The 4,200-nt window shown below is 38.3% G+C and carries 4 protein-coding genes; 2 read left to right on the forward strand and 2 right to left on the reverse strand.

Annotation, left to right across the window (positions count from 1 at the left end; translation table 11 throughout):
• Positions 1-28: 28 nt before the first annotated feature.
• Positions 29-406, reverse strand: a complete 378-nt coding sequence (locus tag BQ7314_RS12235) for a hypothetical protein (protein ID WP_174483971.1) — start codon at positions 404-406, stop codon at positions 29-31.
• Between the two features lie 331 nt (positions 407-737).
• Between BQ7314_RS12235 and BQ7314_RS12240 the strand changes: the two genes are divergently transcribed.
• Together BQ7314_RS12240 and rsgA are read left to right on the forward strand one after the other, a co-directional pair.
• Entirely contained in the window at positions 738-1,979 is a 1,242-nt protein-coding gene (locus BQ7314_RS12240) for a M48 family metallopeptidase (RefSeq protein WP_174483972.1), read from the forward strand.
• Between the two features lie 188 nt (positions 1,980-2,167).
• Positions 2,168-3,040 (forward strand): ribosome small subunit-dependent GTPase A, encoded by an 873-nt coding sequence (gene rsgA, locus BQ7314_RS12245; protein WP_174483973.1) that lies wholly within the window; start codon positions 2,168-2,170, stop codon positions 3,038-3,040.
• A 145-nt stretch (positions 3,041-3,185) separates the two neighbouring features.
• Here rsgA and BQ7314_RS12250 read toward each other — a convergent pair whose 3' ends face one another.
• Entirely contained in the window at positions 3,186-4,094 is a 909-nt protein-coding gene (locus BQ7314_RS12250) for a GGDEF domain-containing protein (protein WP_245394988.1), read from the reverse strand.
• Positions 4,095-4,200: the final 106 nt, after the last annotated feature.

Below are 4,200 nucleotides of genomic sequence, written 5' to 3' on the forward strand. Positions count from 1 at the left end.
GTCTTGTCTCAATTCAACCAGTGTATTGCTATCCGTTACTTTCAGAGGTTATGCACTTATTATACGAATTCAGGTTTTTAGAATCTCTCGCTAATTGATAAAATTCATCAGATGCCTGTTCGGGAACAAAAGTAAAAACTACCTGCCTAACATCATAGGACAGTATATTTTGTAATACGGCAAGCCACACTTCATCGCCCTTGTTTAACAATGAATGCTCCGCCTCCACAATCATAATTTTCTCAGAGATACTACTCCGTAAATTAACTTGCATTAAAATATTAGACAGAAAGCCATTGGACGAATTAAAAACACCTCCCACACTTGCTCCCCATATCATTAAAACAAGGCTAAGACCAATAACGATAGCTGAAAATTTTCTAGACGTATTTTTATATATTGACATATAGAGCCAGTTGTAGTTTGTCCGTTTGTTATTCAGCTGCCCCGACTAAAGTTCACTATTTAGGTTAAATTTAGTGCATAACATACAGATTTTTTGGAAGAATTATACACATATATTGGCTCAATGTTCACCTCAAAATTACCCTCTATCTTACAATCGTAATGACACTGTTTGCGGTAAGCGAAACATAAACTCAGTTAGTTGTTAAACGAAGCTTACTGCAATTAAATTAAAGAATACTATCTCTTAAAGTTGCAGTCATTGTGTTGTGTGAAGCATATAGTGTATCCTTTACCATACACTCTATTTATAACTCAATACCAACGGATAAATGAATACTTTTACTTATATATTTTTAATCGCACTGGTACTTTCTTATTCAGTGCAATTTTGGCTCTCCAAGCGCCAGGCAGACTATGTACTCAAGCATCGTAATCAAGTGCCCGAAGCGTTCACAGAGTCTATCACCTTAGAAGCACACCAAAAAGCAGCCGATTACACCGTAGAAAAAGGTAAACTGGGCGACATAGATAGTGTCATAGGTATTATTTTCTTATTGCTGCTCACTCTTGGTGGTGGCATTAACTTAGTTTTTGACTTTTGGGCAGGATTCGATCTCTCACCTATTACTGCAGGAATTGCTTCATTAGCAAGCATATTCTTCCTTATGTCTTTATTAGAATTACCCACTACTCTGTACCAAACCTTTGTTATAGAGGAGAAATATGGCTTTAACAAAAGCACTATGACTCAATTTATCAAAGATCAACTCATGCAACTGGCTTTAGTTGCTGTCATTGGCCTGCCTTTATTGGCTTTAATTCTATGGGTTATGCAAGCTATAGGTGATACTTGGTGGATCTGGACATGGGCTATTTTGATGAGTTTCTCATTACTGATGAGCTGGCTTTATCCGACTGTTATTGCACCTTTATTTAATGATTTTACTCCTTTAGAAGATGGCACACTCAAAGAGCGCATTAACCAATTATTAGATCGTTGTGGCTTTAGTAGCAATGGTATTTTCATTATGGATGGCTCAAAACGCTCCGGTCATGGAAATGCTTATTTTACGGGTATGGGCAACAATAAACGCATCGTATTTTTTGATACACTGGCCGAATCATTAAATGATGACGAAATGGAAGCTGTGCTGGCACATGAACTTGGCCACTTTAAACGCAAACATGTCATTAAAATGCTGGTTGCTAGTTCGATTATGAGTTTGATTAGCTTAGGCGTACTTGGCTGGTTAATTACTCAAGACTGGTTCTTTACTGGCTTAGGCGTCAATACGGCCTCTAATGCTGCCGCTTTGTTGCTTTTTATGCTTGTTTCACCAGTCTTTACTACCTTTATGACCCCCATTAGCGCCTATTTCCAGCGTAAATTTGAATTTGAAGCCGATGATTTTGCGGCGGAACATGCCCAAGCTAGTAAATTAATTAGCGGGTTAGTTAAACTATATAAAGAAAATGCGAGCACTTTAACGCCGGACCCTTTGTTCTCTGCTTTTCATTACAGTCACCCACCTGCTGCAATTCGTATTGCGCATTTAGAGCCTAAATTATAATCACACGCTAAATCGATATCACAAAGGCTACAGAAAATTCGGTTACGCATTTAATACGACACCTGCCCTACGAACTACCAGTCGTCCCGCCTAAATTGCGTAGCCGGGAATTCATTGTATGTTTCTCCGCGATCTTTCTGCTTTTTATAAAGCAGAAAAACCTTACTTAACCCAGCTAACTTATTCTTATGACAGAACTTTATTCAGGCCTCGTTATTTCCCACTTAGGCCAAGGTATCGCAGTTGAAGTCAATAATGAAATCATCCTTTGCCAAACACGCAGAAAACTAGAAACCGTTGCCGCAGGGGATAAAGTTAAGCTCATCATTGTCGCACCAGGACAAGGCCGAATAGAAGAACTTCTCCCACGCCATTCACTTTTAGAGCGCCCTAACAAAGGCAAAAAAACACGCCCCGTTGCGGCTAATATCGATCAAATTTTTGTCGTTTTTGCTACGGAACCATATTGTGATTTTTTACTCATTGATCAGTATTTAGCTATTTGTGAAAACCGCAATATCGATGCCCTACTGATTTATAATAAAGCAGATTTAATGACATCAACAAGAATTGAAAACGAACTCGACACTTATACCAAGCTTGGTTATCGATTATTTCGCGTAAGCGCGTTAGACAATATGGGTATAGAGCAATTAAAACAAGCCTTAACCAATAAAATTAACATCTTCAGTGGCCAGTCAGGAGTAGGGAAATCATCACTAACCAACGCACTTATTCCAGATAAGAACCTCAAAACTAATACAGTTTCTGAAATAACTAAACACGGCAGGCATACAACAACAGCAGCAACCTTATATCATTTACCTGATGGCGGAGATTTAATTGATAGCCCAGGCGTAGCAATTTTTGGTTTAGCAGGGCTTTCTGAAGGTCAATTAGCTTATGGCTTTAGAGAATTCCAAGCCTATTTAGATCAATGTCAATTTAATGACTGCAGCCATGTACAGGATAAAGGCTGCGCAGTACGTGTGGCAGTAGAAAATGGTGTTATTTCTGAAGCACGCTATCAACGCTTTCTAAAATTACGCGAAAAAATGTAACCTTAAACATAAAGGTTTGATGAAATGTACCCTTCACATAAAGCTTGTGGCTTGTAAAGAAACAAGTGAAATACAGAAAAATCAACAGATTTACTTCCCAATATTTCGCTACAATTTCAGGCCTTATTAACAATCGCCCCCTTAATCAAAACAACTCAATATCTGAGTCATCTTTAGTCGACAGCTCTATATCCATATCTTCATAAAAAACTACCTGATTACGCCCCTGTCCTTTAGCATGATATAAAGCCTTGTCCGCGTGATCTAATAAACTTGCAGGTAAGGCATGGCTGTCAATATGAGTCACACCGATACTCACTGTAACACGCCCTACAGTTGGAAAGTTAAATTGAGCAATAGTTTCTCTAAAGCGATCAAAAACGTCTCTAGCAGAGGCCATATCAACAAGATTTAGAATCACGACAAACTCTTCACCACCAAAACGAAATAAGAAGTCATTATAACGAAAACTTTTTTCCATAATTTGGCTAAAATGCAGCAATACCTCATCACCATATAAATGTCCAAAAGAGTCATTTACAACCTTAAAGTGATCAATATCTAGCATAGCAATCCAAGAACCTTTATCTTGCATCGTCCCCTTTAATTGGTACTCGTGAAAATACTCGCAAACCTGAAATAAACGCAGATCAAAAGACTGCCTATTTGGCAAACGTGTTAGTAAATCACGCTCTTTATTGTCATGTAATTGTACTTGATTTGCATAGATAGCTAATAAGCGCCCACACAATTCAATTAATTGCTCAGTAATTTCAGCTTTAAGTAATATTGTTCTATCAGGCCCAATAGAGTTAGGAACATGCAGCAATAGAAACCGCTCACGCTTATACTCAACAACCTGATGGCCGCCAACTACAATCATTGAATTCAATAAATCCGCATACTCATCATGGTGCTCAATTGTTGTAAAATCGACAGGAAAACGGCGTACCACTTTTTCCACAACACTCGTTTTCTCACTCGCCCTAACTTGCCTGCCAGCATATACTTCATAAATAGCTACTTTATAAACGTAACCGTCAATTAAACCCACCTAGCCAAACCATTCCATTTACTTTAAAGGCGGAATTTTTTCAGTCATTACCCAGGGTAAAAACTGATCTAATGCTTCTGGTTCATAATGTCGCCCCAGTTTAGGC

Origin of the sequence: methanotrophic endosymbiont of Bathymodiolus puteoserpentis (Logatchev) (assembly GCF_900128525.1) — a bacterium.
In the GTDB taxonomy this organism is placed as follows: domain Bacteria; phylum Pseudomonadota; class Gammaproteobacteria; order Methylococcales; family Methylomonadaceae; genus Methyloprofundus.

Bases quoted from the DNA above. Each gene is read 5' to 3' on its own strand.
- BQ7314_RS12235 (WP_174483971.1), bottom strand. From the start codon at position 406: ATGTCAATATATAAAAATACGTCTAGAAAATTTTCAGCTATCGTTATT.
- BQ7314_RS12240 (WP_174483972.1), top strand. From the start codon at position 738: ATGAATACTTTTACTTATATATTTTTAATCGCACTGGTACTTTCTTAT.
- rsgA (WP_174483973.1), top strand. From the start codon at position 2,168: ATGACAGAACTTTATTCAGGCCTCGTTATTTCCCACTTAGGCCAAGGT.